Annotated in this window: 26 protein-coding genes, 1 tRNA gene and 1 other RNA gene; 19 read left to right on the top strand and 9 right to left on the bottom strand. The window is 52.3% G+C overall.

Annotation, left to right across the window (positions count from 1 at the left end; translation table 11 throughout):
• Positions 1-4: 4 nt before the first annotated feature.
• The 4 genes from BUB94_RS04850 to BUB94_RS04835 all read left to right on the top strand — a co-directional run bounded on the left by BUB94_RS04850 (position 5) and on the right by BUB94_RS04835 (position 7,613).
• A complete protein-coding gene (locus tag BUB94_RS04850) occupies positions 5-3,166 on the top strand; it encodes an efflux RND transporter permease subunit (RefSeq protein ID WP_073234690.1) in 3,162 nt (1,053 codons plus the stop codon).
• A gap of 110 nt (positions 3,167-3,276) precedes the next feature.
• Positions 3,277-4,530 (top strand): GspE/PulE family protein, encoded by a 1,254-nt coding sequence (locus BUB94_RS04845; RefSeq protein WP_073234687.1) that lies wholly within the window; start codon positions 3,277-3,279, stop codon positions 4,528-4,530.
• A gap of 2 nt (positions 4,531-4,532) precedes the next feature.
• Entirely contained in the window at positions 4,533-5,531 is a 999-nt protein-coding gene (locus tag BUB94_RS04840; RefSeq protein ID WP_073234684.1) for an MlaD family protein, read from the top strand.
• A gap of 9 nt (positions 5,532-5,540) precedes the next feature.
• A complete protein-coding gene (locus BUB94_RS04835; protein WP_073234681.1) occupies positions 5,541-7,613 on the top strand; it encodes an ATP-dependent DNA helicase RecG in 2,073 nt (690 codons plus the stop codon).
• Between the two features lie 39 nt (positions 7,614-7,652).
• Here the strand turns inward: BUB94_RS04835 and BUB94_RS04830 are convergent, their stop codons facing one another.
• Entirely contained in the window at positions 7,653-7,958 is a 306-nt protein-coding gene (locus BUB94_RS04830) for a hypothetical protein (protein WP_101479569.1), read from the bottom strand.
• Between the two features lie 166 nt (positions 7,959-8,124).
• Between BUB94_RS04830 and BUB94_RS04825 the strand changes: the two genes are divergently transcribed.
• The gene (locus BUB94_RS04825; protein ID WP_073156873.1) at positions 8,125-9,591 is read left to right on the top strand and encodes an OmpP1/FadL family transporter; all 1,467 of its coding nucleotides are present in this window, start codon (positions 8,125-8,127) and stop codon (positions 9,589-9,591) included.
• 491 nt (positions 9,592-10,082) lie between these two features.
• On the opposite strand, the gene BUB94_RS16375 is transcribed toward BUB94_RS04825, so the two are convergent.
• Complete coding sequence (locus BUB94_RS16375) at positions 10,083-10,277, bottom strand: hypothetical protein (protein WP_139260130.1); 195 nt, start codon at positions 10,275-10,277, stop codon at positions 10,083-10,085.
• Positions 10,278-10,627: 350 nt separating this feature from the next.
• An RNA gene (gene rnpB / locus BUB94_RS04815) (RNase P RNA component class A) lies at positions 10,628-11,008 on the bottom strand.
• Between the two features lie 99 nt (positions 11,009-11,107).
• Here rnpB and BUB94_RS04810 point away from each other — a divergent pair.
• Entirely contained in the window at positions 11,108-12,877 is a 1,770-nt protein-coding gene (locus BUB94_RS04810; protein WP_073234675.1) for a BamA/TamA family outer membrane protein, read from the top strand.
• An 85-nt stretch (positions 12,878-12,962) separates the two neighbouring features.
• On the opposite strand, the gene BUB94_RS04805 is transcribed toward BUB94_RS04810, so the two are convergent.
• On the bottom strand, positions 12,963-13,247 hold the full coding sequence (locus tag BUB94_RS04805) for a hypothetical protein (RefSeq protein WP_139260129.1): 285 nt from the start codon (positions 13,245-13,247) through the stop codon (positions 12,963-12,965).
• Positions 13,248-13,629: 382 nt separating this feature from the next.
• On the opposite strand from BUB94_RS04805, the gene BUB94_RS04800 reads away from it, so the two are divergent.
• From BUB94_RS04800 to BUB94_RS04750, 12 genes are all read left to right on the top strand, one after another.
• A complete protein-coding gene (locus tag BUB94_RS04800; RefSeq protein ID WP_083538113.1) occupies positions 13,630-14,205 on the top strand; it encodes a TlpA family protein disulfide reductase in 576 nt (191 codons plus the stop codon).
• Between the two features lie 64 nt (positions 14,206-14,269).
• Positions 14,270-14,713 (top strand): hypothetical protein, encoded by a 444-nt coding sequence (locus BUB94_RS04795; RefSeq protein ID WP_073234670.1) that lies wholly within the window; start codon positions 14,270-14,272, stop codon positions 14,711-14,713.
• Entirely contained in the window at positions 14,710-14,886 is a 177-nt protein-coding gene (locus BUB94_RS16670) for a hypothetical protein (RefSeq protein WP_158236674.1), read from the top strand. Before BUB94_RS04795 ends, BUB94_RS16670 begins: the two co-directional genes overlap by 4 nt.
• A gap of 63 nt (positions 14,887-14,949) precedes the next feature.
• Positions 14,950-15,023 (top strand) — tRNA-Arg (locus tag BUB94_RS04790).
• A 447-nt stretch (positions 15,024-15,470) separates the two neighbouring features.
• Positions 15,471-16,361: a methylenetetrahydrofolate reductase [NAD(P)H] gene (gene metF / locus BUB94_RS04785; protein ID WP_073156888.1), complete on the top strand. Its 891-nt coding sequence runs from the start codon at positions 15,471-15,473 to the stop codon at positions 16,359-16,361.
• A gap of 155 nt (positions 16,362-16,516) precedes the next feature.
• The gene (locus tag BUB94_RS04780) at positions 16,517-17,041 is read left to right on the top strand and encodes a hypothetical protein (RefSeq protein ID WP_073156891.1); all 525 of its coding nucleotides are present in this window, start codon (positions 16,517-16,519) and stop codon (positions 17,039-17,041) included.
• Between the two features lie 164 nt (positions 17,042-17,205).
• A complete protein-coding gene (gene serC, locus BUB94_RS04775; RefSeq protein ID WP_073156892.1) occupies positions 17,206-18,324 on the top strand; it encodes a 3-phosphoserine/phosphohydroxythreonine transaminase in 1,119 nt (372 codons plus the stop codon).
• A gap of 174 nt (positions 18,325-18,498) precedes the next feature.
• Complete coding sequence (locus BUB94_RS04770; protein WP_139260128.1) at positions 18,499-18,816, top strand: hypothetical protein; 318 nt, start codon at positions 18,499-18,501, stop codon at positions 18,814-18,816.
• Between the two features lie 53 nt (positions 18,817-18,869).
• Positions 18,870-19,721: an archaetidylserine decarboxylase gene (gene asd / locus BUB94_RS04765; protein ID WP_073234664.1), complete on the top strand. Its 852-nt coding sequence runs from the start codon at positions 18,870-18,872 to the stop codon at positions 19,719-19,721.
• A 25-nt stretch (positions 19,722-19,746) separates the two neighbouring features.
• On the top strand, positions 19,747-20,619 hold the full coding sequence (locus BUB94_RS04760) for a hypothetical protein (protein WP_073234661.1): 873 nt from the start codon (positions 19,747-19,749) through the stop codon (positions 20,617-20,619).
• A 44-nt stretch (positions 20,620-20,663) separates the two neighbouring features.
• Positions 20,664-21,509: a hypothetical protein gene (locus tag BUB94_RS04755; protein ID WP_073234658.1), complete on the top strand. Its 846-nt coding sequence runs from the start codon at positions 20,664-20,666 to the stop codon at positions 21,507-21,509.
• A 55-nt stretch (positions 21,510-21,564) separates the two neighbouring features.
• Complete coding sequence (locus tag BUB94_RS04750; protein WP_073156906.1) at positions 21,565-21,900, top strand: GerW family sporulation protein; 336 nt, start codon at positions 21,565-21,567, stop codon at positions 21,898-21,900.
• A gap of 85 nt (positions 21,901-21,985) precedes the next feature.
• Here the strand turns inward: BUB94_RS04750 and BUB94_RS04745 are convergent, their stop codons facing one another.
• Together BUB94_RS04745 and dtd are read right to left on the bottom strand one after the other, a co-directional pair.
• Positions 21,986-22,765 carry a hypothetical protein gene (locus BUB94_RS04745; RefSeq protein WP_254793674.1) on the bottom strand — a complete coding sequence of 260 codons (780 nt, stop codon included), beginning with the start codon at positions 22,763-22,765 and terminating at the stop codon, positions 21,986-21,988.
• Positions 22,766-22,994: 229 nt separating this feature from the next.
• Positions 22,995-23,429 carry a D-aminoacyl-tRNA deacylase gene (gene dtd / locus BUB94_RS04740; protein WP_073156911.1) on the bottom strand — a complete coding sequence of 145 codons (435 nt, stop codon included), beginning with the start codon at positions 23,427-23,429 and terminating at the stop codon, positions 22,995-22,997.
• A gap of 68 nt (positions 23,430-23,497) precedes the next feature.
• On the opposite strand from dtd, the gene BUB94_RS04735 reads away from it, so the two are divergent.
• Complete coding sequence (locus tag BUB94_RS04735) at positions 23,498-23,815, top strand: hypothetical protein (protein ID WP_073156914.1); 318 nt, start codon at positions 23,498-23,500, stop codon at positions 23,813-23,815.
• A gap of 33 nt (positions 23,816-23,848) precedes the next feature.
• On the opposite strand, the gene BUB94_RS04730 is transcribed toward BUB94_RS04735, so the two are convergent.
• Genes BUB94_RS04730 through BUB94_RS04720 form a run of 3 tightly spaced genes read right to left on the bottom strand, consistent with a single transcriptional unit; the run spans position 23,849 to position 26,447 of the window.
• On the bottom strand, positions 23,849-24,826 hold the full coding sequence (locus tag BUB94_RS04730; RefSeq protein WP_073234652.1) for an asparaginase: 978 nt from the start codon (positions 24,824-24,826) through the stop codon (positions 23,849-23,851).
• Positions 24,827-24,828: 2 nt separating this feature from the next.
• A complete protein-coding gene (locus tag BUB94_RS04725; protein WP_073234649.1) occupies positions 24,829-25,812 on the bottom strand; it encodes a hypothetical protein in 984 nt (327 codons plus the stop codon).
• Positions 25,809-26,447, bottom strand: coding sequence for a DUF4416 family protein (locus BUB94_RS04720; protein ID WP_083538112.1), 639 nt, complete (start codon positions 26,445-26,447; stop codon positions 25,809-25,811). The genes BUB94_RS04725 and BUB94_RS04720 overlap by 4 nt, the downstream gene beginning before the upstream one ends.
• Between the last annotated feature and the right edge of the window lies 1 nt (position 26,448).

Here is a 26,448-nt window from a genome sequence, read left to right as displayed (position 1 = left end):
TTGAATGATTAAGGCAAGTATTTACAAACCAATCACCATGCTCATGGTCATCTTGACCGTGGTGGTGTTCGGTATCTACACCTACCGTATGATGGTGGTGGACTTGATGCCGAAATTCGATATTCCCGTTGTAACCGCAGTGGTTGTCTACCCTGGTGCAAACCCGGAAGAAATCGAATCTACAATTATTAAACCCGCCGAAGAACAGGTGGAACTGGTGGACGGTATCGACTACGTGCAGTCCATCTGTATGGAAAACTACGGCATTATCGTTGCCATGTTCAACATGGGTATCAACGTTGACGTGGCCGCAAACGACGTCCGCGCCAAGGTGGAGCAGGCTGCAGCCGACTTCCCCGATGCAGCGGAAGCTCCCATCATTTCCAAGGTGGACATTAACGCCTCTGCAATTATGTCCATCTCCTTCACCGGTCCCGCAAACTCTACCGAACTCCGCCAGAAGGTGGAAGACGACATTCAGCCGCTCTTCACTTCCGTTCCCGGCGTTGCTAGCGTCGATATCTTCGGTGGTACCACCCGTCAGATTTCTGTGGAATTGGACAAGGACATGCTCAAGAACCGTGGCGTAGATATCGCTACCATGATGGGTATGTACGGAGCCTCTAACATCAACAACCCTGTGGGTGAAGTCATCGGTAAGCGCAAGAATACTTCTGTGCGTACTGCCGGTAAGTTCCGCAGCCTCGATGAAATCCGCAACCTGGACCTCCCCACCGCTTCTGGCGTTATCAAGCTGGGCGAAGTCGCAAAGGTGAAGGACACCGTCAAGACCATTACTTCTGCATCTCGTTTCAACGGCATCAACTCTGTTTCTCTGGATATCAAGAAGCGCTCTGACGCAAACGTGGTGGAAGTCGCCCAGGGTGTGATCAAGCGTCTGGATGAAGTCAACAAGACTCTGCCTCCTGGTTTCGAACTCCATCTGGTCTACGACAAGTCTGAAGCAGTGAGCGAATCTATCGATAACGTGATTCAGAACATTATCGTCGCAATTCTCTTGACCTCCGTCTTGTTGCTCCTGTTCCTGGGTAAGCTTTCAACCATGCTTATCGCAGCACTGACCATGCCGATTTCCGTGGTGGGTTCCTTTACCCTCATGTACTTCGCCGGTTTCGGTATCAACATGATGAGTTTGATGGCTCTTTCTTCTGCAGTGGGTCTGTTGGTGACCAACTCCATCGTGGTGCTTGAAAATATTAACGCCAAGTTGCAAGAAGGCCTTGATCCCAAGGAAGCTGCCTATAAGGGTACTTCTGAAATCATGGTGGCCATTATGGCTTCTACCCTCACCAACGTTTGCGTGTTCGTGCCTATTGCATTCATGAAGTCCATCGTGGGTATCTTCTTCAAGACCTACGGTATGACCATGGTGTTCGCAACGGTTGTGTCCCTCCTCATCACCTTCACTCTTACCCCGCTGATGGCAGCCTACCTGTTCAAGGGCAAGAAGCGTGACGAGAATGGCAACATCATCGAAGAAAAGCCTGGCATTATCGGTCGAATCTTTGGTGCCATCATGGGCATCTTCCCCGCCATCATGAACGGTGTTCGCTTTGTCTACCTCAAGACCCTTAGCTTTGCACTCTCCATTTTCGGTGTGATTTTCCAGGTTGGCGCCCTTGTCGCCATGGTGATGTTCGTGGGCTACATGGTAAAGAACCACATGACTGTGGAACTTTCTCCCCGTCAGGACCAGGGTATGATGGCCGTGACTTTGGAAATGCCTGTGGGTACCAATATCGAAACAACGGATAGCGTTACCAAGATCATTGAATCCCGCCTGAAGGGCATTCCCGAAATCAGCCAGTACAGTGTGACGGTGGGTGGCGAAAGCGGCTTTACCTCCGTAAATCAGGCCAAGATGCGTTACAAGATGATCAAGCGCTGGGAAGGCCGTACCCGCAGTACCGACGAAATCGTGGACTCCATCCGTCCTTACCTGGCCGACATTCCTGACGCTTACATTTCCGTCAAGAGCACCTCCGCTTCCGAAATGAGTAACAACTCCGCCGGTGACGTGGTGCTTGAAGTTAGCGGTCTTTACGCAGACTCCGTGATCAAGGCCGCCGACATTCTCAAGGCTGCCGTTGCCGAAAAGATTGAAGGTGTCGTTGAAATCAAGTCCAGCTACGAAGCTGGTAAGCCTGAAATCCGTATGATTCCGAATCGCCAGGCCATGGCAGACTACGGAACCACCGTCCAGCAGATGGCTACCTACAACTACATCGCAGTCAGCGGTTACGAAGCTGGTACCTACTCTGAAAACGGTGAAGAATACGACGTCTACTTCCGTATGCAGGAAAAGGACCGCGCAACTCACGCCGACATTGAAGACCTCCCCATGCTGACCCCCAAGGGTTACGTTTCTGCAAAGGAACTCTTCTTCATCGAAGACGGTGCAGGTCCTACCAAGATCGAACGTAAGCGTAAGCGCACCCGAATTGACGTTTCTATGAACTTGCTCCCGGGTCACACCACTGGTGAAATCATGGGTAAGGTTGGCGCTCTTGCTGCAGAAATGAAGGATCAGCTTCCTGATGGTGTTACCACGGGCTTCGGCGGTAACGCAGACATGCAGAACGACATGGTGGAAGAATTTATCGCAGCAATCATCATGGCAATCCTCATGACCTACATCTTGCTGGTGGCTTTGCTGGAAAGCTTCGCACAGCCCTTCATCATCATGACCACCATTCCTATGGGTGCAATCGGTGTGTTCCTGGGCCTCATCTTTACAGGCAAGGCTCTGTCCATGATTGCATTGATGGCTATCGTGATGCTTATCGGTGTGGTGGTGAACAACGCTATTCTATTGCTTGACGAAGCAAACCGACTGCTACGAAGCGGTGCCATGGGACGACGTTCCGCTGTGATGACCGCAGCAAAGTCCAAGTTCCAGGCCATCGTGCTTGCAACACTTGCTTCCGTTGTGGCTCAGCTTCCGCTGGCATTTGCAATGGGTGGTGATGTGGCAGCTATGACCCAGCCTATGGGTATCGCTTCTGTGGGTGGTTTGATTGTGTCTGCAATCCTTACCATGTACCTGATTCCTACCTTCTTCTGGTTGCCCAACGCCATCTTCGGCAAGGTCAAGAAGGGCGCCAAGGCTGTGGCAAACAAGGTAAAGCGCAACAAGAACGACTAACATTTTAGTACATTAGAGAGAGAAGGTCCCGCGAACTCGTTCGCGGGGCTTTTTATTTTGCAAACAATATGCGACACAAAACGTTATACTTTATTTGTATAATTCAGTAGATGAATAAGATAAGTGTCCAATGGTTAAGACGTATCGGAGTCTGCCCCATAGAAGGGGCGGTTGCCGTCCCCAACAAATACGATGAGTTCCTGCTAGAGAAACTCCGAAAGGAACTGAGTGTAAGCCACATAACGCCGCAGGAATTTTCGCCGGCTCAAATCCGCAGGATGATCAGCCAAAGTCCATACGCCAACCGCAACACCAGCCAGGAACTTACCGAAGATATTCTAAAGCAGTCCACCAACTCCTGGGAAGCGGAACCTATTATCAATCTCGTAGACAACTTGCTGGAGCAAGCCGTCGATTCAGGTGCCACAGACATCCACCTGGAACCATTAAAAGATGAACTGCGGATCCGTTTTCGCAGGGACGGACTTCTTGAAGATTTCAAGAGGTTGCCCCTCTGGACCGCCGACCCGATTCTTGTACGCCTGAAAATTCTTGCAGAAATCGACATTACCGACAGGCGGATTCCCCACGACGGGAGCTTTACCTACTGCGGGCTCCAGGGGACCGCAAATGTCCGAGTCAACACGCTCCCCGTTCAAGGTGGCGAAAAATGCGTTCTTCGCCTGCTGCCACAAAGGCAGGACCAAGGCGAGGCACCTCGGGGACTCGCCGCCCTTCATTTCTCTTTAAAAATTGAACGAACCCTCCAGCGGATATTCCAATCCCCTCAGGGGCTGTTCTTGGTTACGGGCCCAACGGGCAGCGGCAAGACCACAACGCTTCACGGAGGACTTCAGGAAATCATCCAAAGAAAAATCAACGTAGTCACTATCGAAGATCCGGTAGAATACACTCTGAACGGGGCCAATCAGGTTCAAGTCAACGAAAAATGCGGGCTTACCTTCGCCTCGGCACTACGGTCTATTTTACGTCAGGATCCCGACGTTATCCTTGTGGGAGAAATCCGCGATTCGGAAACAGCCAAGATTGCAATTCGCGCCGCCCAGACCGGGCACCTGGTCCTTTCTACCCTGCACACCAATAGCGCAAAGGCCGCTTTCACCCGATTGCAGGATTTGGGCATTCAGCGTAACCTCCTGGAAGAATCGCTTCTGGGCATTATGGCCCAGCGTCTTGTCAGATTGAAAAACGGAGGGCGACAGGCCATTGTAGAATTGCTCCTGCCCAACGGATCATTTGCCGACGGGGACCTGCAGGATTCAGCTCGCAGACTTGTGCAACAAGGGGCCGTAGACCAGGCCGAAGTCCATCGAGTCTTGGGAAAATCTTTTCTATATTGGTAGCCATGAAGATTTCTGACCGCACATTGGGATACCTCAGCATAGTCGCACTGCTGTTGATATTCGTAGTTGTGGCCTACAGCATGTACAACGCCCACCACGAAGAAACCAAGACCGCCTTGGTGGACTTTCCTGAGTTGGGAACCCTGCAGCCCGAAGACCAGGTGGTTGTTCGTGGCTATACTGTCGGAACCATTGGCTCCGTCACCTGGCTTGGCGACCGCGCCCGCGTGCAAATCAAGTTTAACGAACCCATCATCCTCCGAGAAGGCTCCCAGTTCAACAACGTGAACTACGCCATCATGGGTCAGCGCCGTCTAGAAATTATCCCCTCCAAGACCGGAAATGTTCTTCCCGAAGATTATGTTCATACGGGAACATTCCAGCCGGGCATCGCCGAAGTCCTCCGTTACATTGAAAATGTGAACGAGCAGATGGATGTCATCCGCCACATGGTCCTTATGATTGTCGAAGGGGATTCCACCCACAAGTCCGCCATCCAGATGGTCGAAAACGCCATGACAACCATCGAGGGAATCGCCAAGAATGTGGAACGGCAGCTTTCAATCCTTCAGCCTGCACTCAAGGACGTATTCGCACAGATCGACAACGCCAGCGAAACTCTCATCGACGTAACCTTGCAGGCTGACACCGCCATTAAGGTAGCTGAGCAGACTGTCAACGAAAAAGTCCAGATGGCAGACAGCGCGCTCAAGGTCATTTCTGAAGGGGTCGCCCACACCAACGAAATCATCCTCAGCATAGAACAGAACTCCCTGGCCAACCAGCTTATTACCTCCACCGAAACCGTGGATATGCTGAACGACTTGCTAGACAAGCTCAGCAGCCTGATCAAGGCTGTGGACACCAAGGGCATCAAGGTTCTTGACGATGACGGCAACCCGGTCAAGCTGTTTACCTGGAAGAATACCAACCTGATTGGAAAGACCGCCCGCGAAAAGGCTCGCGAACGCGCAGAAGAAGCCAAGAAGTCCAGCAAGTAAGGTGAGCCGATGGATTTGTCGCACCTTCCCAAGATGGGGCCTAAAAGTCTTGACGCGCTAAAGTCCGCAGGCATCAGCTCCCTTTCTGAATTTCTTTACAACATTCCCCGAACTTATCTGGACCAGACCAAGGTTTCTAAAATTGGCGACCTTCATGTAGGGGACCGAGTCGTGTTGATTGGAACCGTCACCAGGGCTGGTCTAATCCGCGGAAGGACTAGCCGCTTTGTGGCCACCCTTACCGACGGCACCGGCGAAATTTCGCTGACTTTTTTTCAAGGGGCTAGTTATCAGAGCAGGCGCGTACAGCCCGGCAGCCACTGGCTGGTAACAGGTATAGTTGGCGAATACCGTGGGTTCCAGATGACCCACCCCGACATGCAGCCCTTCGATGCCGACGAGCAATTCAACGGCCAGATTTTACCAGTTTACCCCATGACCGAAGTCATGACCAAGAGTCGTATTACCCAGAAGGCCATGCGAAACTGGTACAGGTTTGTATTCAATTTTCCAAATCTAACCTTACCTAATGTCTGCCCCAAGGCGCTGACGGATTACCTCCATTACCGAAACGTGGTAGACAACCTGAAGGCACTGCACCTGCCCACAGATTTTAACGCCATTCGTCAGGCAAAGTTCCAGCTGAAAATTTTGGAACTGTTGCCCTTCTGCCTCCGTATGATCCGCCGTCGCGAAAATCAGAAATTGCGCGGGCACGAACGCCAGGTGGATTTGGGGCAGGTCATGAATGCGAAAACCAGGCTGCCCTTTAGCCTAACCGCCGGGCAGGATGCCGCCCTGAATACGATTGTCTCGGGGCTGAACGGCAAGAAGCAGTTCCATGCTTTGCTGCAAGGTGACGTGGGCTGCGGAAAGACTGTTGTGGCCATGTTGGCCATGCTGGCCGTATGCGGTGCTGGCGAACAGAGCGCCCTGATGGTCCCCACTGATATTCTGGCAAGACAGCACTACAAGCAGATGAAGCCTTTCTTTGAAGCCGCCGGCATGCGAGTGGAACTTCTGGTAGGCGCCACTCCTGCGGCAGAACGTAGGCAGATTCTGGGTGAACTGCGGATGGGACTTTGCCAGGCCGTCATCGGCACTCATGCGCTGTTTTCGAAGGACGTTGAATTTTCGAAGTTAGGTTTCGTCATCATCGACGAACAGCACCGCTTTGGCGTGGGGCAGCGCGAAGCGCTTCTCGCCAAGGGCGAGTATCCTGACCTGTTGGTCATGAGTGCCACGCCTATCCCCCGCAGTCTCGCCATGACTTTATACGGCGACCTGCAGGTCATCTCCATCAAGGAAAAGCCTGCAGGACGTAAGCCCATCAAGACCCGCCTGGTCTCCCCCGACAAGCGCAACGACATGAAGAAGTTCATCGTGAACGAAGCCAAGGGAGGCAATCTCTGCTACTGGATCGTCAGCCGCGTCAACGCCGACGACAACGGCAGTTCCGCCGGCGATAACGCAGCACCCGCCCGCAGCGTCGAGGATGTAGTCAACGAACTGCGCGCCTTCGACAAGACCGTCGTGATAGAGGGCATCCACGGCCAGATGGACGAATCCCAGCGGGATGAAATTCTCAAACGTTTCGCCGCAGGCGAAGTCCATGTGCTAGTTGCCACTACTGTCATCGAAGTGGGCGTCAACGTCCCTCAGGCAAACGTCATGGCCATCGATTCCCCCGAGCGTTTCGGACTGGCCCAGCTCCACCAGTTGCGAGGCCGCGTCGGTCGCGGAGACGTGCAAGCCTGGTGCTTCTTGATGATGCCCGAAGGTGCCGCCGCCGAAAACTCCGTCGAACGCCTCACCCAGTTCAGCCACACCGAAGACGGTTTCGAAATTGCGGAACTGGACCTGAATACCCGCGGTGCAGGAAACCTAGAAGGCAACGAACAGAGCGGCAGCTGGGTATTCCGCTGGTTCGACTGGATCCACGACCAGGAACTGATCAGTCAGACGTTACAGATGGCCGAAAACATATTGAAGGATGCCACCGCCTTCGACGAGGAAGCCCGTGAAAAAATCCAGATCTGGTACAGCGAGAAAAAGTCCGCCAACGAAGACGGAATCCATTAACAGTTCTCTTTATAGTTAGCGGAACCCTTTCTGCGGTCCCTATAATAAATTGGTCACCGTACCCACCACTAGGGCACACAGTACCACATTCAAGAAAAAGAACGTCCGGCGCACCACGATATAAAAAAGCGGGAGCCACTGGAGCATATTGTCCACAGGCGCCACCAGTTCCTTGATTCCAAGAAAAACGCTGATCAGGCCAGTAATCACCATCATGAGGGCCCCAACAAAATAGCCTTCGCCCAAAAACAGGATGGTAAGCACCGCACCGAGAATCATGGCGATGACGCCGATAATGACCTCCACGCGTAAAACGATATTTTTCAGCTGTTTTCTATCAATCACACCCTAAATTTAGAAACCCAACCCAAATCGGACGTCCTCCGCATACAAAATTCAGCAGACGGAAATCACACTCGTTTCATTTTGTAATAAAAAAGTAATCTCTTCAGCACAATTTTTGATAATTAATGGTATATTTTGATAACAAAAGATTACCAAAGGACTTTTTATGGGAAAAACATGGGTTAAAACTGCAGCCGTTATTGGTCTGGCCACCTCTAGCCTGTTCGCAGGCGGCGCCACCACCAACAACAACCATTCCGCCGCCTTCCTCCGTAGCGTTGCCCGCAATGCCACTATCGAAAACGACGCTCCCTACTACAACCCGGCCGGAACCGCCTTCATGAAGGACGGCTTCCACCTGTCACTTTCCAACCAGACTTTCTGGCAGGGCCGTACCATTACCACCGAATCTCCCCTGTTCGAGGGTGGTAAAAAGGAATACGAAGGCAACACCTTTGCCCCCTCCATGCCCGGCTTCCACGCCACATGGCATCACGGCAACCTGGCCATTTCCTCTACCGTCGGCGTTATCGGTGGTGGTGGATCCCTGAACTTCAAGCACGGCATCCCCTCTTTCGACTCCCAGCTAGCCTCTCTCCCCATGGCACTCTCTATGGGTGGACTCTCAACTACCAAGTATGACGCCGACATCAAGCTGGAAGCATCGTCTTACCAGATCGGTATCGCCCTGGGTGCCGCCTACCAGTTCGCCAACATGTTCAGCATTTACGCCGGTGGCCGAGCAACCTACTCCTACAACAAGTACGAAGCGACCCTCTCCAACGTAAGAATCAATCCGGAAAACGAACAGTTGGGACTTGACGGCGAAATGGTCAACGCAGCCGCCACCTTCAGCCAGCTTTCCGAAACGTTTGACGAATACGCCACCGCCGCCAAGGAAGCAGCATCCCTCTTCGAAAAAATGGGCGACAAGGCCTCCGCAGCCGAATACGAGGCAACCGCCCAGCAGATGGCCGCACAGTCTGAAGCCATGGCCGGTTACGCACAGGAGGTCAGCGACAAGGGACTTGACGTAGAACAGGAAGGCTGGGGATTCGCCCCCATCTTCGGTGCCTCCTTCCAGTACAAGGGCCTTACCGTAGGCGTGAAGTACGAAATGAAGACCGACCTGGAAATGAAGAACAGCACCAAGAAGAACGAAGTGGGCATGTCCGACTTTGACGACGGCAAGACCGATCACGCCGACGTTCCCGCAGTTCTCGCCCTGGGCCTGTCTTACGCCATCCTCCCCAACACCCGAATTTCCTTCGGCTATAACCTGTGGTTCGATAGCGATGTCGACCTGACCGGAGACACCGAAAACTATCTGGAAAACAGCCAGGAATTCATGTACGGCGTAGAAATCGACCTGTCCAAGAGCTGGACGATCAGCGGCGGACTCGCCGTATTCCGCTGCGACCGCACCGACAACTACGTCAGCGACCTGAGCCAGCTGCTGAACACCTCAACCATCGGTCTTGGTTTCGCCTACCGTGTTACCGACTACCTCCGATTCGATGTGGGTTACTACCACACCATCTACAACAAGGATACGGATCAGGAAAAGTACGGTCTCAACACCTACGAACGCACCAGCCGCGGATTCGGTATCGGCATTGACCTGGATATTTAGTCGCATAAAAACAAAGCAGACTTAAAAAGAAGAAGGAGAAGCCCTCGACGCACCGTCGTGGGCTTTTTCCGTCTCCGCAACCGCCAGAGATGGCCTACATTCAGCCCTTGCAAGGCAAGGGCTTGGGGGTCCAGGGGGCAAAGCCCCGTCAGAGATGGCCTGCATCCCGCCCTTGCTGGGCAAGGGCCTGGGGGGCCTGGGGGCAAAGCCCCGCCAAAGATTGCCTGCATTCAGCCCTTGCTAGGCAAGGGCCTGGGGGTCCAGGGGGGCAAAGCCCCGTCAGAGATGGCCTGCCTCCCGCCCTTGCAAGGCAAGGGCCTAGGGGTCCAGGGGGCAAAGCCCCGTCAGAGATGGCCTGCCTCCCGCCCTTGCTGGGCAAGGGCCTAGGGGTCCAGGGGGCAAAGCCCCGCCAGAGATGGCTTGCATCCAGCCCTTGCTGGGCAAGAGCCTGGGGGTCCAGGGGGCAATGCCCCGCCAGAGATGGCCTGCATTCAGCCCTTGCTGGGCAAGGGCCTGGGGGTCCAGGGGGCAAAGCCCCGCCAGAGATTGCCTGCATCCCGCCCTTGCTGGGCAAGGGCCTGGGGGTCCAGGGGGCAAAGCCCCGTCAGAGATTGTCTGCATTCAGCCCTTGCTGGGCAAGAGCCTGGGGGTCCAGGGGGCAAAGCCCCGTCAGAGATTGTCTGCATTCAGCCCTTGCTGGGCAAGAGCCTGGGGGTCCAGGGGGCAAAGCCCCGCCAAAGATGGCCTGCATTCAGCCCTTGCAAGGCAAGGGCCTGGGGGTCCAGGGGGGCAAAGCCCCGTCAGAGATGGCCTGCCTCCCGCCCTTGCAAGGCAAGGGCCTAGGGGTCCAGGGGGCAAAGCCCCGTCAGAGATGGCCTGCCTCCCGCCCTTGCAAGGCAAGGGCCTAGGGGTCCAGGGGGCAAAGCCCCGCCAGAGATGGCTTGCATCCAGCCCTTGCTGGGCAAGGGCCTGGGGGTCCAGGGGGCAAAGCCCCCTGCATCTAATAAGACCCCCGCCTTTAGGGCAGGGGTCTTCAAAATAAGGGGCAGTTATAAGCCGGGTTCTGTACCCCTTGCGGGGCGATGACCATCTCTCTGGACGAACTGTTACCAGCCGCCTCAAGCGACCTACCCGGATATCCAACAGGCACGAGCCGCACCTGGCCGGAGTTGCCTCCAGCGGATTCCTGCTTGGTCTTGCACCGGATGAGGTTTACATTGCCACCCCTGTCACCAGGAATGCGGTGAGCTCTTACCTCGCCATTTCACCCTTACCTACATTGCTGCAGGCGGTATAATTTCTGTTGCACTTTCTTTCGCGTTTCCGCGCCTGGACGTTATCCAGCATCCTGCTCTGTGGTGCCCGGACTTTCCTCCAGTCTGAATTTCTTCTCGCCGGCGGCCATCCGCTGCCCCGCGCTTAATATAGAAAAACCTAGCATTTGTGGCGAGGCCATTCCGTAGGCATTTTTCGTCAACATCCATTTTTTTTATATTGTGGACAACCTAGGATTTTTATGAACCGATTCTTAAGCACAGCCCTCGTCACTTTTGCAACCCTTGTCACAGCCGCGTTTGCAGAGCAGGATTCCACATTCAAGGACGAAGGCGCTTTTAAAATCGATTCCATCCAATACCACATTGGCGATGCATTCGACGATTCCAAGGTCCACACCAAGTACGACAAGTGGGCCTACGATCTTCTAAACTGGATTCACATCGAAACCCGTGAATCCACCGTCGAAAAACTTCTGCTGTTTAATGAGGGCGACCAGGTAACGTCAATCCAGGTCCAGGAAGCCGAACGTTTCCTGCGTACCCAGAACTTCCTTTCTGACGCCCACATCAATATCGAAAATTCCGACGGCAAAAACATCGCCCATGTCCACACCAGCGACAACTGGACTCTCACCGTTCCCATCGGTATCGGTTTCGGCGGCAAGGAATGGTCTTACGACAATCTGGTCTGGAGCATCGGCCTGCAAGAAAGCAACTTTCTCGGTCTAGGCCAGAAGTTGGGATTCTACTACGGACACAACGAATTCCGTGACATGCTTACGCTGGAATACAGCGCCCCCCATTTTCTGTTCCGCTACAACCACCTGGACTTGACCTACAGCTATAACACTGACGGTTATCTCGCCAGCGGCCAGATGTATATTCCCTTCCTGAGCCGTAGCCAGAATCAGTGGGCTTACACCATTGCAGGCCTCAAGAACAAGCGTTACGCCTACTTCTATGGCAGCGGAGATATGCCCGCCGGCGCAACCCATTACGACATGAACGTTCCCGCCGACTCCCTAGACAAATATCTGGGCGAACTCCAGCAATACAACGGCAACGAAACCGTCCAGCTGATGAAGGTCAAGGAATATGTAGACGACTCCCTCAGCTTCCGTGTCAGCAGGTCCTTCGGCGGAACCTTCCGCAAGCTCTATGTAGGCGCCACCTACGACTACCGCCGCGAAACAGCCTCCCACGGCAAGTTGTACCGTTACCTGTTTACCGACGGCGAAGACGCCTACGCCATCGACTCCGCCAGCGCCTGGAACGAATGGCTTCCGGAACGCAAGGATTCAAGATTGGGTCTGTACCTGACTCTTTCCAACCTGCGCTACGAAAAAATCAAGAATTTCCACAACGTCAAGTGGACCGAAGATATCGAAAAGGGTTACAGCCTCAAGGCCCAGATTTCCAAGAACTACGAACAGTTGGGTTCCGCCAACAACGACATCCGTCTGGACCTGTGGGGTGAACTTTACCTGGGAACAGGCATGCATCACCTGACCCTGAAGTCCAACATGAACTTCTACCTGGATCACGGGGAACAGCGGGACTTCTACGGAAAACTGTGGGGCGAATACATTTTCCACCCAAGCAACAAGGTTTCTACTGCCATTACGGGACTTGCAGACTTTTATGAAGACGCCCGCTACGGCTATCAGGTTTGCCTAGGCGGCATCAACGGAGGCTTCGCAGGATTTCCCACAGGATTCTACACAGGTCAGGCCCGCGTATACGGCAACCTGGAACAGCGCTACTTCCTCGACTTCGAACTGGCCACTCTGCGCCCCGTTTTCGTCGCCTTCGGAAGCATCGGCGAAACCGCCTGGGATTTCAACGACATCAACCGCAAGGACCTGATCTACGTCGTAGGCTTCGGCGCCCGCTTTGTGCAGACCAAGTCCATCAGCCATCTGATCAACAAGATCGACGTCACCATCCCGGTCAACGGCATACGCAAGGGCGAGCCCCACTACTCCGTCACCACCTCCTACAGCCTGTAGTTAGGTTCCATACAGGGTCCCGTCGATACAGCTTTTCGCCAGGTCGACCACCGCCGGGCATGCCGAATCCGTATGCAGGAATGGATCAGCCAGAACTCGCATCATCCATTCCTTGACCAGCAACCACATATTCCAATTCCTTTGAGATTTCCTCCCTTGATTCGGGAGTCAAATTTCGACCCTTGAAAGAATCCCTTTTTAGTTGAACCTTTAGACTATCAAAGAAAATACCCCGCCATTCATCATCGGCCTTACCCGACAGAATTTTTCCATAGACGTCTTTAACAAACCGAATGGCCTCGTCTAGGTTTTCTTCTTTCAACGGACCATAGATTGCTCTCTTCCCCATTCTGCGGCTTACGGCAAACATATCCCATCTCACGATTAATACGGAAACCATCCGGACACGCAAGGACATTCTTCATCACAGGGTAGAAATTCCTGTCTGAATACCAGAAAAAAGGCTCATCAAAAAAAACTGGAGGCAATTCCCCAATAGGGCGTTTCAGCCGGACCTCAATCCCGAAACTAACCTTCATGGACACCTTACGGTTCTGCTCAGGATACCCGATTTTCGCCATTCTGTTTAGCTTTCTGCGCCCCACTCTTCTTTATTCGGCCCATTTTACACCTCTCCTCCCATTATCGTATCCAAAATTCAGTTTGCAAAATTCGATAAAAATCACATTTTGAATATGGAACCACCCCACAAACCAAATAATTTCGTATTTTAAGGCACGAAAAGGAGTTTTATGAGAAAATCCGGTACGCTTTTACAAAATCTGTTTTGTTCTGTTGCATTGACCGTTGCCATTTCTGCAGGAGCCGCCTCCGCCCAGCTAGCCCTGGAACAGCCCAAGATGGCCGACGTCCAGCTCATGCAGGATAGCACCACCAACCAGCCCATGAAAATGGACTTTTCCAAGCCCCTGGCCGGCATCAGCGATCCTGGCATCCTCTTTAGCCATTTCTCTAACCGCCCCCTGCTGATCTACTACTTCAGCCCCAAGTGCCCCCACTGCCAGCGCCACATGCCCGAAATCCAGGACCTGATGAAGGAATATGAAAAGGACGGCCTGACCGGTATCGCCATCGGCCTCGGCGGCGGCATCAAGAAGAACGACATCCGCCTCTTTATCGACCAGTACAAGGTGGTCATCCCCGTCTTCCAGGACTCCGAGTACAAGTTCGCCCCGGCCTACGGCACCGGTTACATCCCCGTGGTCTACCTGGTGAACCCCGACGGGACATTCTACCGCTACGAGACGGTGAACGACGCCAACATGAACCACCTGCGAGCCACCCTGAACAAGATGCTCAAGAAATAGGCTGGACATCAGGTTCACACGCTCTAACTTTTAAAAAGGGACCTCTACGAGGTCTCTTCTTTTTTTGCAGACCGACAATGCTGTATTCCCCGCACAAAAACAAGGAGAGCTAGACAAGAACAAGAAGTTCATCATTCTTGCTGCGGCAGGCATTCTCGCCGCATGCGGCGCAACAGCTCTACAGTTTCAGCACCCCATTCGACAGAGAAACCTGCAATGTATCCGCCGACAAGTCCTCCGCCCAATGGGAAAGCCATATAGAAAGTGCAGAAGCAAAGTTCCCTCAGGAACCTGGACGGAAACGGGCTTTGTTGTTTATGATGGGATAATGGAAGAAGTTTTTGAAGATTACATCCCCCACGAAATAAACACCATTTCCATCACAGAAAACACAATCACCTTCAGTTCACCGCAAAACCCAGATTGGGACTTCTACAAGAACGAATTAGAGGCAGCATCAACGGAACCCAGTACTCCTTCACGGACGTCAATCTATACAGAGGAATGAGTTCGGATATAGCGACATTCACCCTTTCCGCAAACGGGAAGCAATGCCAATACCGTTACATCTACGATCACAAGAAGGAAAACTGCACCTCAGAAAACATTCCCTATATGAACCTCGATGATTACGAAAGCGAAGGGGGATTCTACAAGTGCATCACCAACCTAACAAAATAACAGATCCAGTTGATGAAATAGAATATTTTTGCTATATTCCCGCCACACTTGAGAAAGTAGTATGGTCGAGTAGCTCAGTTGGATAGAGCATCTGCCTTCTAAGCAGAGGGTCGTGGGTTCGAATCCCGCCTCGACTATGAAAAAAGACCACCCCCTGTGGGTGGTCTTTTTTTTCATATCCGAGACGTAGAAACTGCAGCAAGCCGCCAGGCTTGCTGCATCCCGCCTGTTCCAACGCAGACCTCATCCCTTTCAGTGATTCTACTAACCATTTCCCGATTTCCGTTACGTTTAGTGCGTAGTTTATTACTTTGTTCGCCACAAAATTTGTGGTTATAGTCTTATTTTGGGGGCTTTTTTAATAAAAATTTGCATTTTTCGTCCGACTCTCCCCTTTTTTCGGACACTTTTCGTTACTTTATCTTAAAAAATTACTAACTAAAGCACACCTAAGGTCCCCATTTAGTTAGTAAAATCGGCATTTTCACCATTTTGCCCTCAAAAAACATATAGTTTTTTTCTATTGCCAGCCATATAAAAAAAGTCTATTCTATTCCCCATCAATTTTTCCTATCTTACGCACCATGAAAATCGTTGATATTCTCAAGCAAGATAAGATGTCCCTGTCCTTCGAAGTGTTCCCGCCCAAGAAGGAAACCAGTTTTGAAAGCGTGAAAAACGCCACCGAATCTATCGCTGCCCTTGGCCCCGCCTTTATGAGCGTCACCTACGGCGCAGGCGGCGGCGTCAGCCAGTACACCCTGGAAATCGCCAAGAATCTGAAGTCCAAGTTCGGCGTGCCCATGCTGGCCCACCTGACTTGCGTGTCTAGCAGCAAGGAAACCGTGAAGCAGCGCATCGAAGACATGAAGGCTGCAGGTATCACTAACGTCATGGCCCTCCGCGGTGACCTCACTCCGGAACTGATCGCCAACGGCCGTACCGACTGCGACTACCACCACGCCGTGGAACTGGTCCGCGAACTGAAGGAAAGCGGCGCAGACTTCTGCATCGGAGCCGCCTGCTACCCCGAAAAGCACCCCGAAAGTGCCAACCAGCGCGAAGACATCAAGTATCTTAAGGAAAAGGTGGACGCCGGTGCCGACTTCCTGACTACCCAGATGATTTTCGACAACAACCTGTTCTTCAACTTCCTGTACAAGCTTCGTGAAGCAGGCGTTACCTGTCCGGTACTCCCCGGTATCATGCCCATTACCAACGCCAACCAGGTAGAACGAGCCATCAAGCTTTCCGGCTCCTTCATGCCCCAGCGTTTCAAATCCCTGGTAGACAAGTTCGGTAGCGACCCCGAGGCCATGAAGCAGGCTGGTATCATCTACGCCAGCGACCAGATTATCGACCTCTACGCCAACGGAATCACCAACGTCCACGTTTATTCCATGAACAAGCCCGACGTTGCCGAAGGAATCATGAGGAACGTTTCTGCCATCCTGGGCAAGAACTTTATCGCCTAAAATCACAAAAAAAAAGCATTTTTTGCGAAAATCCGCCTATATTCCAACTTGGGCGGATTTTTTTATTCCATTGTTAAAATAAAAGTTTGTTTTTTAAAAATTCAAATTATATATATTGTCTAGGAACCGCCCCTTCTGGGCGAAAAAGGATATATATGATCTCTTACAATGACGCTTACAAGATCGCCGCCGAAATTCACCAGGGACAAGTGGACAAGGCCGGTGGCCCCTACATCGATTTTCTGCAGAATGTTGTTGACAACCTTAAAGCCAAGGGCGAACCTGAAGAAGTGCAAGTCCTTGCCCTGCTTCAAGATACCACAACTGCATCTGCCAAGAAGACTGCTGCGGACCTGGTCCAGATGGGCGTACCCGCCGACCTGGTCGCAAAGATCGAGAAGATGACTTACCACAAGAACCAGAGCTGGATCGACGAATACAGCTGCAAGCTGATGGCCCAAGGCGTTCCCGCCGAAGAAGCCACTTACGAAGCCCGCGAAAAGGAATTCGTCAAGTTCGCCGAAAGCCTGAAGGAAGACCCCGTCATGGCCAAGGCCAAGGCTGCTATCCTTACCACGCTCCTGGAAGACAAGTATATCCGCCGTAACGAACGCCGCGAACTGAAGACCAAGTTCCGTCTGAAGAAATATCAGGCTGCAGTCGAAGCGCTGGGCGTGTAGTTAGGACGGGAAGCCCCCTCCAGACGAAAGTCTATAGACGAGAGTTTCTCTCGTCTTTTTTTTGTTAAAACATGTAAAAAGAACTTTCCAAAATTCAAGCTTTTGCTAAATTTACCCGCGTCGAGACCATAAGGTTTCGCAAACATTTAAAAAGGAACATTATCATGGCTAATAAGGTCTATAACTTTAGCGCAGGCCCGTCTGTCCTGCCCGAACAAGCACTCAAGGAAGCTTCTGAAGCATGCATCGACTATGCAAACTCTGGCATCAGTATTCTCTCCATGAGTCACCGTTCAAAGCCCATCGAGAACATGTTCCTCGAAACTGAACAGCTTCTCCGCGACCTCATGGGTATCCCCGCCAACTACGACATCATTTTCCTCGGCGGTGGCTGCTCCCTGCTGTTCTGCATGATGCCGATGAACTTCCTCCCGGCTGACGGCGTTGCAGACTACACCGACACTGGTGTTTGGGCAAACAAGGCTCTCAAGGAAGCTAAGCAGTTCGGTAACGTTAACGTTGCTTGCTCCACCAAGGCTGATGTGTACAACCACATCGACAAGAACCTGCAGCTCTCTGACAACGCAACCTACCTCCACGTTACCGCTAACAACACCATTTACGGTACCGAATGGCACAACTTCCCCAAGCCCAAGTCCGGCTTCCTCATGGCTGACATGAGCTCCGACTTCCTCGCCCGCAAGGTGAACGTGGAAGACTTCGGCGTGATTTACGGTGGCGCACAGAAGAACATCTCCTGCGCAGGTGTTACCGTTTCTATCATCCGTAAGGACCTCCTGGGCAAGGTCGATCGTCAGATCCCCACCATGCTGAACTTCAAGACTCACCTGGACGAAAAGACCGGCGTGAACTCCATGTTCAACACTCCTCCGGTATTCGCAGTTTACACCATGAACCGCACCCTCAACTGGCTCAAGCAGATTGGCGGTGTTGACGCTATCGAAAAGATCAACCGCGAAAAGGCAGCTCTCCTGTACAGCGCCATCGACAACTCCAAGGTGTTCGTCGGTACCGCTGCTAAGGAAGACCGTTCTCTCATGAACGTTCCCTTCGTATTCAACCGCGAAGTTGTTTCCGAAGAAAAGGATGCAGACATGGCTAAGGACTTCATCGAATTCGCAAAGTCCAAGGGTCTCGTGCAGATCAAGGGTCACCGTTCTGTTGGCGGCTTCCGCGCCTCCATCTACAACGCAATGCCGATCGAAGGCGTCCAGGCTCTCGTCGACTGCATGGGCGACTACGAAAAGAAGATCCTGGGCTAGTCCTAAGACAGCGTAAAGCTGAAAGTTTAAAGGTTAAAGGATTCGTCCTTTAACCTTTTTTTCTTTATCCTTTTCGCTTTATCCTTTATCCTAAAAAGGGTGCTTAGGCATCGGGATTCTTTTGCATAAATGATCTGTTACCACTTTCACCCGAAGAATTTTTACTTTATAGTCATGAAGTTTATTAATGCCATTCTGCTTTCGTTGGTTTTGTCGTTTGGGCTAAATGGCTGTTCCAAAACAGACGTTGTTGTAGGAGGCTTAGTATTTGGAACCTACATGATACTTGATGCGGGCTCCCAAGACACTAAGAAAACGGATTCCACGGCGATTGTTTCAGACTCCTCAAAAACGGATTCTACAACTCAAACCACAAGTGCTGCAAAGAATGCACATTTCTTTCTAGGATATACGATTGCGATAGGCCTCATCGTCGGACTTCCCATCTTACTGGCAGTATTGATGGGGGCAAGCCCCGGTCTTGGGGGCTGACGACAGGATAAAAAAAGAACCCGAGGCATCGGGATTTTTCTACCTTTACTCTTATGAATTCTGCTTTTTATGTTTTTATGAAGTTGCTGCCCAAGAACGCAGCCAGCCGCGCCTTTGGCGCTCTTACCCGTCTCCGTCTTCCGGTCATCAGCAAGGTGGCCCGCAATATTTTCTGCAACTATTATAAGCTGAACATGGACGAATCCGAGTACCCGCTGGAACATTACCGCAACATCGGTGAACTGTTCATCCGTCATCTGAAGCCAGGTGTTCGCCCCATAGCAGATACCGAAATCGTTAGCCCTGTGGACGGCGTTCTTTCCCAGACTGCAACTTTCGACGAAAAGCAGGAACTGATTCAGGCCAAGGGCAAGACCTACACCCTGAAGGACCTGCTCCGCGACGATGAAATGGCCAAGCGTTTTGAAGGCGGCGCCTTTGCCACCATCTACCTGGCACCGTTCAACTACCACCGCATCCACAGCCCCGTGAAGGGTCAAGTCCTGGACGCCAGCTACTGCCCGGGTACTTTGTGGCCGGTGAACGTAGGCAGCGTGGAACGTGTGGAAGGCCTGTTCTGCATTAACGAACGCCTGACCAGCCACATCCGCCTGGAAGATGGATCCGAAATCCTGGTCGTGAAGGTAGGCGCCACCAACGTGGGCCGCATCGGTGTTGCCTACACCGACGAGCTGCTCGTCAATGCGGGTAAACTCCCCCGTAACCAGAAGCGCTTCGACTGGATGCCCAAGGCCCCTATCGCCGTAGAAAAGGGTGGCGAACTGGGCCGTTTCGAAATGGGCAGCACCGTGATTCTCGTGGTGGACAAGAAGATCCGCGAACGCAATCCGGAACTGTTCAAGAGCCGCGTAGGCCAGGCCGTGAAGGTGGGCGAAGCCCTCTAGCCTAGAGCGTTCCGATCCCTCCGCAATGGCAGTTTCCATCGGCAAATTCATTCAAGACAATCCCGCGTTGTTCAAGGCGACAGCGGGATTTGTCGCTTTATTCAGGGACCTGCAGGATCCTGTCGTAGCCGTAACGCGGCACTGCAAAACTATCGAGGAAAAGGTGGGCTGGGTTTTACTGGGCACGGCATTATTCCAGAATTGCAGCAACCCGGAATTCGCAAACCTGATGCGAGCACTCCACGAGAGGTTCCCTGGAGACGCTCTATGGAAACTGCCTGTCCCCAAGGAAGAAGAAATCAACAACTGCGAGGAATCCGTCTTTCACACCCGCAGTTGGGAACTGTTTGATCATGCCGCAGGCATTTTCTGGAGCGTGGGCGCCTTTATGCGGAACCACGGCGCAGGCCCCGACCACAAGGGGAACAATAGCATCACCGATTACGTCGCCTCCCGCACCCCCGAGGAACTCTGGCGAGACCTGGGCGAAATCTACTTCATGGGAAAATCCAACCCGAGGCCCAAGGCTTGCGCCGCCATCTACCGTCTGATTACAGAAGAACCGGTAGGCCTTGGACTCCGCTGCAAACCTACATCCAAGATGCCCCACCTGCCCCTGACCATGGGCGCCCGCCGTTACATTTCTATTCTCGGCCCTGCCAGCAGCGAAAATGGCGGAGACGGATTCGCCAACATGACCCCCAAGGAAAAACAGGTCATGGCCAACCAGCTATTTGTAGCCCTGGCCAAGGAAATCCAGGCGTCCCCCTACCTCTCGTCTCACAGTATGCAGTACTTCCTGGAGAATGGCAAGGATGGGTTCATTTGTAGACAAGTGACCGACCACTGCAAAAAATGCCCCCTCCATGAGTTCTGCAATTACGCCGAAAAAAAGTGACGAACCCCAAACAGAGAGCCTCACAAATACTAAATTCAAACTGTATGAAGTTCCACAAGAAAATGATGAAGGCAGGTCTTTTGGCCGCCCTGATGCAAGCGCTACTCCTTTGCGCCTGTCAGCAGGAAGAGGTTAAGCCCGTAAGCCTGGAAGAGCTGACTTACAAGTCGGTAAAGCCCATCATTGCCGCAGTGGATTCAAGTATGGTCGGCGACATTTCCGCTCTGCAGAAGCGCATCGAAATCCGCTACCCGATTCTGGAAGGCGACACTCTGGACGTAACCATTCTGGAATTCAAGAGCGACGTGTACGCCCTGGATTACTACATGAACAGCGGACGATTCCAAGGCAGCGCCCCCATCTTGCGAGGTAGTTTTTTGGAACAGAGCATCCGTGCCGACCACAGGATTTTCATTTTCAGGCACGACAGCTTTAGACGCTACGAACGAAGCGACCTGGAAAACTACGTACGTCGATTCCCCGGATTCCACGGCGGATTTCCCCAGGCTTTCTTAAGTCTGCCCTTCGAAAATCGCGAACAGGGCAAGACCTCCATCCAGACAAAGTACTTCATGGGAGTCAAGTCCACCTTCCCCGTGCTGGTACAGAGCTACCGCGATGGCAACCTCCGCTGGAACGTGGCCCGCAGCTGGGACCAGGAAGATGCCGAAGCTTTCGAAAGCTGGATCCAGAACTTGAACATTGTTGAACCCAAGGGCATCTTCCCCAGCAGCGACTGCGTCTATTTTGCTGCAGGCGAAGGGGCAAACGGAATCGCAACCCAGTTGGCAGGTGGCCGCATCGCCGTCGTCTGGGGATTCCTCAGCTGGCCCGATCTGGAACGCAAATTCTTTACCGCCAGCGACCGCATTTACGAAGCTCGATATTAAGGTTTAACGTTCATCCAGGCAAAACAACCTAGGCATTTATAACTATATTAGAATTATGGCTATTGAAAAACTCGCAGAAACTCTTTTAGAAAAGCTCCGCTTTATCACCCAGGCAGAAACTGTAATCGGCAAGCCCATTGAATCCGGCGACACCATCATCGTTCCCGTCAGCCGCGTTTCTGTCGGTTTTGGTTTCGGCGGACATTCCAGCAAGGGCGACACCTCCGCTTCCGGCGGCGGCGCTTCCGTAGATCCGGTTGCATTCCTGGTGATCAAGGGCGACGACGTTCGAATCATGCCCATCAGCAAGGACAGTTCCATTATGAGCAAGGTCATGGACCTGGTTCCCGATGTAATGAACAAGTTCAGCAAGAAAAATAGTGAAGTCTAATAGACAACGCATACTATAAAACAAGATGTATAGAAACGGCCCGCTATCGCGGGCCATTTTTCGTGCGCTAAATTTCTGCGTCAGACTAATGAGCTTCCAGGGTATTGACGTCGGTGGTGAACATCTTCTGCAGTCGAGCTCCAAAGGGTTCCGCCCATTCCTTTTCCGGAGCGACACGGCTAGCAGTCGACGCGGTATATTCCGAATAGGTCAAGAAGACCAATTCCCCATAACGGGCATCCCAAAGGGTCCATAGGATCTTCCAGGTAAAGCCACCGGACTTGCCCAGATCAGGATCCATAAATACATCAAGACGCACCGGGATAGAAATATAGCGCAGACCATAGCGGCTAGCGGTATTGTTCAGCAAATTCTTGAGAGGTGTAGGCACCACACGGGTAAAGGGCTGCTCGATACCTTCGCGGTCCTGCCACGGGGTAAAATCTTCAAGAGGCAAATTATCGGCGAATTTGAAATTCAGGAAAGCGGCAGACAGCGTATCCAGGTAGCTGGAATCGGCGTCAGGCAGACGCATTCCCGGGAGCATCAGCTCGCGCTGCATCTTGGGGAAAGCCTTTACGAAGATGGAGTCTTCAACGCGAGCCAGATCAAAATCCAAGGCGTCGGCGCTGTAACTGTGGCAGAAGCGGCAGGTTTCGGGTCGCTTGGCATTTACCAAAAGCGAAGGGAACACGCCTACTACGGCATTGGAATCCAGGCGGTTATAGGCAGCCACATTCCACTCGCGGTAGAACTTTTCGTCGGTGATTTTCAGTTCGATATCGCCACGCTTACCGCACTCATCGCAGGGAGTGTCCATCATGCCGGAATCACCGGCAGATTCGCCGGGAGCATCGTCACGCATACCCGCGCACGAAATCATAAAAGAAGACAAGAACAGGGCGAAAAAAAATAGGACGACTTGAAATTTTATTTTGCGCACATTATCCTCGCAATGGGCGGTGAGATATGAGTTATGAGTTATGAGGTGTGAGTTATATTCTCTACACTTTAACCTTTTCGCTTTAGGCCGTTCGCTCTAGGTAGCGGAGCTACCGACCTCGCACCTCTAGCGAGGCTTGCCGAGCGAACCTTCATTCCAGCATGATGGTGAACGGGCCGTCATTGACTAGACTTACTTGCATGTCGGCACCGAAGCGACCTGTTTCCACCTTGGCAATTTCCTTGCGGCATTGTTCAATGACGTATTCATACAGTTCATTGGCAAGGGTCGGATTTCCGGCACCATTGAAGGTGGGTCGATTCCCCTTGTTGCAGTTGGCGTACAAGGTGAACTGGGAAACCAGCAGCAACTCGCCGTTTACGTCCTTGATGCTCAAGTTGGTCTTGCCATTTTCGTCGGCAAAAATCCTGAGGTTCATCATCTTGCGGATCAGGCGGTCAGCCTCTTCGCGGGTATCGGTTTCGCCAACCCCTATTAAGACCATATAACCCTGGTTTATCTGTCCGACGGTCTCGCCGGCGATATCCACCTGGGCCTTTTTTACTCGCTGGATTAGAAATTTCATATGACAAAATATAGACATTCAGACGATATATTAGTGGCTATATTTACCCCTAACTTTACGAGGAATTTATGAAGCGTCTAATTTTGATTTCCATGATTGCAGCAGCCTGCCTTACCGCATGTGGCGAGGAAGCCAGCGAAACCGCCAGCAAGTACGCCAACAAGGCCAAAAAGGCAGCTACCGAAGCTGCAGATGTAGTCAAGGATAAAGCAAGCGATGCAGCAGATGCTGCTAAAGACAAGGCTAGCGACGTAGCAGATGCAGCCAAGGACAAAGCTAGTGATGCAGCCGACGCCGCTAAATCTACAGCCAAGGACGCCGCAAACGCCGCCCTAGACAAGGCCGAAGACGCTATCAAGGCCGCCAAGGAAAAACTGAATCAGTAATGTTCCTGCGAAAGTTCCGCAACGAACCCGCAATCAGGCATTTTCGAAAATTTTAGCCAGACGCGACGGATTTTTGGTCTGGGTCAAGGCCAGTCGCAAAAGAACTGCAGCCTTCTGAGGAGGCAGTTCACCGGCGCTGATTCTGGCCACACCTTCGGGTGCCAAAGCCAGATTCCTGTTCAGGGTAACCACACCGTGGTTAATTCGAGTAGCCACAACCACAGGGATGTCGACATTAGCCAATGCACGGGACCACGGAAGGCTAAATTCTCCACTGCCGGCCCCAGCAATCACGAGTCCGTCTGAAATGGCCGAGGCAAATTCCAGCAGGCGGGGGTTCGCGTCTACGGCGAAGTACACCACATGAACTCTAGGCAGTTCCGTCACGCCGGAAATATCAAAAAACGGGGATTCGCAGGCATTGTCAAAGTCAGCCGCCCCAGATCCAGGGAAATCGATTCCCATGGGCTGCAATTCGCTGGCGCTGCATTTCTGAACTCTGCGAGCATCAAGCAGGTCGCCTCCGAAATAAACCCACACGTTATTTCCAACGGGTTCATCTTCTAGAGCAAAGCCAACAGCACTCTGTACGGCACCCAGCAAGTTAGCCGGGCCATCCGGTTCCTTGGCAGTGGCAGGGCGCATCGAGCCAGTCAGCACAACCGGCTTCTCGGTTCGCAAAGTCAGACTGAGGAAGTAGGCCGTTTCATCCATGGTATCGGTACCATGAGTTATGACGAACGCATCAACCAGTCCAGAGGCGGATCCATCCTCGGCAAGTTCGTCGATACGCTTGGCCAGCTTAAGCCACAGTTCGCCCGTCATGTCGTCAGAATTCACATTGCAGAACTGCTCCACCGTCACATCGGCGTAGTCTGCAATTTCAGGAACGGCAGCCACCAGGTCTACACCGGCAATCTGCCCCGATACATAGCCCGTATTGGCACCGGCTTCACCAACACCGGCAATAGTTCCACCAGTCGCAAGGATAACAACTTTCTTTTTCGCCATGGTCAGACCTCATTCAAAAGCTGTTGGGCAGTCACTCCATAAAATTTCTGCAGGGCTTCATCGGCGCTCATGGAGCTTAGGCTCTTGATAAAATCACGGAACCGTGTAAAGTCAGCATTCCTTTTCAGCATTCCCTCCACCATTTTCTGGGAATACCAGTAAAGCTTTACCGCCTCATCGGTACGGGTCTCTCCAACAAAGGGAGCCGACAGCACATCCAAGGAAGGTTCACTTCCGGCGGGTCTAGCCACGTCATTGCGGCTTGCATCTACAACCTGGGCAATACCTTCGTTGGCCCAGGTGGGAATTTTTACGCGGACCATGGCCCTAATAAAGGCGTGAGTCAATTCATGAAACAGCATGGGGCGATAGACTTCACGATACTGCATGACATTTACAGGAATACGAAGCTTTCCGTCAAACAGGGCTCCTGCCCAAGCAGGACGACCACCAACACCGCCATGATCTTCTGATTCATAAAGCACCACCTGCAACTTATTTTCGGGGCGGAAATCAAACAGGTGGCAAAGGGAATCGTAAGCGACTTCCAACACCGAGAGGGCTTCCAGCACATCGCTGCGAGAGGGGCGTCCATCAAATTCCAGTCGGAAATGGGCGGAACGTTCCAGGCCCAATGTTTCCATTTCTCGAATGAGCATCTTGGATTTTTCGGTTAGATATTCCAGATCCCCATTGCTGTAACCCAGTCCAGAAATGTAGGCGATGCAGTCTTCGTAGCGTTCCTGTTCCAGCAGCACACCCGCCATATGCAATTGCAAGTTGCGATCTTCGGGAGTTTCAGAAAGCAGCACTTTCAAATCCTTCTCGGCGCACTTCCAATCCCCGGATTCCAGACAGGCGTTGGTCTCTTCAACCAGGGCATTATGCTTTTCGATGGCGGCATTTTCTGCCAGGCGAATACGTAGCTGATGGCCTCCATATAAAAAGGCCACCACGACCACAACAATCAAGCACAAGCGTTTCATAGGCGGCAAGAACCCTCACCACCAGCCGCTTTAGCCTTTTTATACTTTTGCCCCTCCGGTGCCAAAGTGGGCGGCTCGGTCATGTCGGATTGCAAGCTATCCGCCGCGACTCTCGACTTTTTATACTTTTCTCTTATCAACTGAAGGTCGTGTTGGTAGGGGTTGCGGGTAAAGTCTTCGAAGGCCCAGGCTGTAGGGTGAAAAACGCCCTTGGCATAGGTCAGCAGCATATCCAGCCACACGCCCTTCCCGGCGTAAAGTTTAAAAGGTCCGCGCTTGTAGCTAGGCAACACCACCTTATCCAAATCCATATAGCCGATGTCGATATTCACATGGCGGTGATCAGGATTCTCGCTGTTGGCAGTAGTCAATTCCAGTGCGTTGCTCCGCTCCTTTTCATCGGCGATGGTCTCAGGCGAAATGCATTTCTCAAAAGAAACCACTCCACGGTAAAGACCATCCCCCATTTCAGGGGTATAATAATTGGTCCTGTCAAAGGCAAAAAGTTTTCCCTTATGCCGAATCGGCCCCCAAGTCTTTTCGAGGAGTTCAATCACAGAGGGATTCCATTCAGCACCCTTCTGCAAAACAAAGGCTATCAGCTGAGCCTGTTCACTAAATTGAGAAGCTTTCATA

This window comes from Fibrobacter sp. UWH9, assembly GCF_900129715.1.
GTDB lineage: Bacteria > Fibrobacterota > Fibrobacteria > Fibrobacterales > Fibrobacteraceae > Fibrobacter.
This window is presented reverse-complemented; position numbering and strand designations above follow the sequence as displayed.

Excerpts from the sequence above, each read along its gene's own strand:
- BUB94_RS04850 (WP_073234690.1), top strand. The coding sequence starts at position 5 with ATGATTAAGGCAAGTATTTACAAACCAATCACCATGCTCATGGTCATC.
- BUB94_RS04845 (WP_073234687.1), top strand. The coding sequence starts at position 3,277 with ATGAATAAGATAAGTGTCCAATGGTTAAGACGTATCGGAGTCTGCCCC.
- BUB94_RS04840 (WP_073234684.1), top strand. The coding sequence starts at position 4,533 with ATGAAGATTTCTGACCGCACATTGGGATACCTCAGCATAGTCGCACTG.
- BUB94_RS04835 (WP_073234681.1), top strand. The coding sequence starts at position 5,541 with ATGGATTTGTCGCACCTTCCCAAGATGGGGCCTAAAAGTCTTGACGCG.
- BUB94_RS04825 (WP_073156873.1), top strand. The coding sequence starts at position 8,125 with ATGGGAAAAACATGGGTTAAAACTGCAGCCGTTATTGGTCTGGCCACC.
- BUB94_RS16375 (WP_139260130.1), bottom strand. The coding sequence starts at position 10,277 with ATGCAGACAATCTCTGACGGGGCTTTGCCCCCTGGACCCCCAGGCTCT.
- BUB94_RS04810 (WP_073234675.1), top strand. The coding sequence starts at position 11,108 with ATGAACCGATTCTTAAGCACAGCCCTCGTCACTTTTGCAACCCTTGTC.
- BUB94_RS04805 (WP_139260129.1), bottom strand. The coding sequence starts at position 13,247 with ATGTTTGCCGTAAGCCGCAGAATGGGGAAGAGAGCAATCTATGGTCCG.
- BUB94_RS04800 (WP_083538113.1), top strand. The coding sequence starts at position 13,630 with ATGAGAAAATCCGGTACGCTTTTACAAAATCTGTTTTGTTCTGTTGCA.
- BUB94_RS16670 (WP_158236674.1), top strand. The coding sequence starts at position 14,710 with ATGAGTTCGGATATAGCGACATTCACCCTTTCCGCAAACGGGAAGCAA.
- metF (WP_073156888.1), top strand. The coding sequence starts at position 15,471 with ATGAAAATCGTTGATATTCTCAAGCAAGATAAGATGTCCCTGTCCTTC.
- BUB94_RS04780 (WP_073156891.1), top strand. The coding sequence starts at position 16,517 with ATGATCTCTTACAATGACGCTTACAAGATCGCCGCCGAAATTCACCAG.
- serC (WP_073156892.1), top strand. The coding sequence starts at position 17,206 with ATGGCTAATAAGGTCTATAACTTTAGCGCAGGCCCGTCTGTCCTGCCC.
- BUB94_RS04770 (WP_139260128.1), top strand. The coding sequence starts at position 18,499 with ATGAAGTTTATTAATGCCATTCTGCTTTCGTTGGTTTTGTCGTTTGGG.
- asd (WP_073234664.1), top strand. The coding sequence starts at position 18,870 with ATGAATTCTGCTTTTTATGTTTTTATGAAGTTGCTGCCCAAGAACGCA.
- BUB94_RS04760 (WP_073234661.1), top strand. The coding sequence starts at position 19,747 with ATGGCAGTTTCCATCGGCAAATTCATTCAAGACAATCCCGCGTTGTTC.
- BUB94_RS04755 (WP_073234658.1), top strand. The coding sequence starts at position 20,664 with ATGAAGTTCCACAAGAAAATGATGAAGGCAGGTCTTTTGGCCGCCCTG.
- BUB94_RS04750 (WP_073156906.1), top strand. The coding sequence starts at position 21,565 with ATGGCTATTGAAAAACTCGCAGAAACTCTTTTAGAAAAGCTCCGCTTT.
- BUB94_RS04745 (WP_254793674.1), bottom strand. The coding sequence starts at position 22,765 with ATGCGTGACGATGCTCCCGGCGAATCTGCCGGTGATTCCGGCATGATG.
- dtd (WP_073156911.1), bottom strand. The coding sequence starts at position 23,429 with ATGAAATTTCTAATCCAGCGAGTAAAAAAGGCCCAGGTGGATATCGCC.
- BUB94_RS04735 (WP_073156914.1), top strand. The coding sequence starts at position 23,498 with ATGAAGCGTCTAATTTTGATTTCCATGATTGCAGCAGCCTGCCTTACC.
- BUB94_RS04730 (WP_073234652.1), bottom strand. The coding sequence starts at position 24,826 with ATGGCGAAAAAGAAAGTTGTTATCCTTGCGACTGGTGGAACTATTGCC.
- BUB94_RS04725 (WP_073234649.1), bottom strand. The coding sequence starts at position 25,812 with ATGAAACGCTTGTGCTTGATTGTTGTGGTCGTGGTGGCCTTTTTATAT.
- BUB94_RS04720 (WP_083538112.1), bottom strand. The coding sequence starts at position 26,447 with ATGAAAGCTTCTCAATTTAGTGAACAGGCTCAGCTGATAGCCTTTGTT.